Genomic DNA, 2,792 nt, shown 5'->3' on the forward strand with positions numbered 1-2,792 from the left:
TCAACTGTTCCGTAAACTTTAGTCTGAGAAGCATCAGCAGTTACCGTAATTGGTTTTGCTGTAATAGCAAAATCATTCGTAACATAAGTAATTAAATACTTATCTCCTGCGGAAAGTGTTCCTTGGTTTATTGCATAAGTTCCAATGTTTTCTCCGGCATCCCTTGTTAACGTTCCTGTAAAACTATCTCCAGATAATAAATCAGGCGTTACTGTGTATGTTAAAACAGGGTCATTCTCGCCGTATATTTTTGTTTGAGAAGAATTAGCTGTTACAGTAATCGAAATTTTAACTAAATAGCTTGTGCTCTCAACTGCTGAGCCAAAATCAACTCCATCTCTTGGTGTCACTTCAAAACTGATGTATTTGTTTGCATCAGCAGCAACTAAAGTATAGGTATTTGATGTTGCATTTGCGATAGCTGTTTTGTTAAGACCCGCATTGTCATCAGAACGGTACCATTTAAAGGTACTTCCGCTTTCTATATCGTTTTCTACATCATTGTAGGTGTAAGTGGCTGTTAAAGTCTGCCCCACGTCTAGCGTACCACTAATAGCTAATTCGGATGCTATGGGTGCATCGTTTACTGGTATGATATTAATAATGATAGTACCTTCAGTGCTGTTTGGGCCTCCTGTACCGGTATTATCATTGTCATTAACTGTAAAAGTAATGGTTGCCACATTATTTCCATTAACGTTAGTTGCTGGTAGGTACCAGGTATTTGAAGGCTGGCTAAGATAATTATTGATATTTGTTAGTGAGCCTGTAATACTTATTGTGCTTGTTAAGTTTCCGGAAGAGGTAATTCCCGTTCCAGAAGCAAAATCGAAAGTTCCGGAAGTAGCCGTAAGTGTTACCGTAAGGTCTGTAGATCCAGCATCTGCATCACTGATAGTTACGCTACTAAGATTCATTTCGGCTTCCTGTTGGTCTTCCGTAAATGTTAAAGTAGTAGGAAGTCCGCTAATTACAGGAGCATTGTTTATTGTTCCCGTTGTAAAGCTTACCTCATTTCCATACGCTGTTCCAGCGTTATTAATCGCATAAGCTCTTACATAATAGGTTGTTAAAACCGTAAGTCCTGCAATGACTTCAGAGAATGCCCCAGTTCCTGTTCCACCCTGTACTTTGGTATTTGCAGTTGTCGGATTGGCAGCAGTCCCATATACAAAACCACGTTCGGTTACTGATGCTCCGCCATCGGCTGTTACATTGCCGTTGAAAGTGGCACCAGTTGTGGTGATAGTAGTAACTGCTGAAGTGGTTAGACTTGCAATAGTAGAAACAGGTGCTACTGAAGTTATTGGTGACCCACCAACCCAGTTAGAGGTAGAACCACTTAGACTAAAATTACTTAAAGTAGCTGTTGTACCATTCCCTGTTAACTCCGGTAAACTCGTTACTCCTGCATTATTACCATTCGCTGTTCCTTGGTTGAAATTGTAGTAACGTACCAAACCTGTTGAAGAAGGAGCTACTTCTGTATCTTTCTGTGCTTGAATTTCAACTTGTGTTTTGGCAAAATTCCAGATACGAAGTTCATCCAATGTAAAGCCATTTAATCCATAAATGCCTCCTATGGTTACATTGCTAATAGGTAAAACGGCTCCATTAAATGCTTGTGTTCTTATTAAAACACCATCGTAATAAAAGTTGATGGAGGTACCATTGGATGTAATGGCATAATGTCTCCATGTGGCTTGCTGAGCAGGAGAAATATCCCCTTGATCTACACCATTAGCCCATGCCTGATAAGTAGTAGCCACGGAAGCAGAAGGAGTGATTGCTAAGGTTTGCGTACCATAATTGGAGCCAACATCATAATTATCCATATAAACCCCAGGTTCAGCCCCAGAGTTTTGCCAGTAAATTCCCTGATACTGTTTATTTGCATCAACAGGAGACTGATATTGAGATTTTAGCCAGAATTCGACGGTAAAACTTGTAGGAGAGATACCAGATAGATTGGTAATATTGGCATCGCTATCAAAATGGAGCGCATTGTTGGATGAAGGGCTTACAGGTGCTGAAGTTGTAAAACTAACCTCATTTCCATAGGCTGTTCCTACGCTATTAATGGCATAGGCTCTTACATAATAAGTCGTTCCAGCAGTTAGTCCGGTAATAGCCTCTGAGAAAGCTCCTGTTCCGGTTCCACCTTGTACTTTGGTGTTTGAAGTGGTTGGATTAGTAGAAGTGCTATAAACAAAACCACGCTCTGTTACCGTTGCTCCGCCATCAGCTGTTACATTACCGCTAAAAGTAGCACCAGTCGCGGCGATGGAAGTTACTGCTGAAGTGGTTAGACTTGCAAGATTTGCAGTGGGCAATGTCGTATAATCAAACGGTACGGCAAGTGAATATGCATATCCTGAATTTTCAACAAAAACTTCTGTTCCGGTTCCATCCAGATTGGCTCGTTTAATACTGTTATTCCCCGGTGTGTCATCAAACCAATAAACTTTTTCACCAATAGCGTCTACAGTAATACCTATGGCACCATGGTTAGTTGCCGAAGTATTTAATACAACATCTTGTCGACTTCCTCCCGAAAGACTTTTTGATTCTATCTTTCTTGCTTCATAATTTGGCCAATATAAGGTGTTGTTTTTTGGATTAATTACTAAAGAATAGGCATAGCCTGAATTTTCAACAAAAACTTCTGTTCCGGTTCCATCCAGATTGGCTCGTTTAATACTGTTAGTCCCCGACGTGTCATCAAACCAATAAACTTTTTCACCAATAGCGTCTACAGTAATACCTATGGCGCCATAGTTTGTTGCCGAAGT

The 2,792-nt window shown here is 40.4% G+C and carries 1 protein-coding gene; it reads right to left on the bottom strand.

Annotated elements, in window-relative coordinates:
- On the bottom strand, window positions 1-2,792 hold a 2,792-nt coding region (locus ABS764_RS13340; RefSeq protein WP_408082304.1), incomplete at both ends, for an MBG domain-containing protein.

Origin of the sequence: Flavobacterium plantiphilum, assembly GCF_046000495.1 — a bacterium.
Taxonomy (GTDB): domain Bacteria; phylum Bacteroidota; class Bacteroidia; order Flavobacteriales; family Flavobacteriaceae; genus Flavobacterium; species Flavobacterium plantiphilum.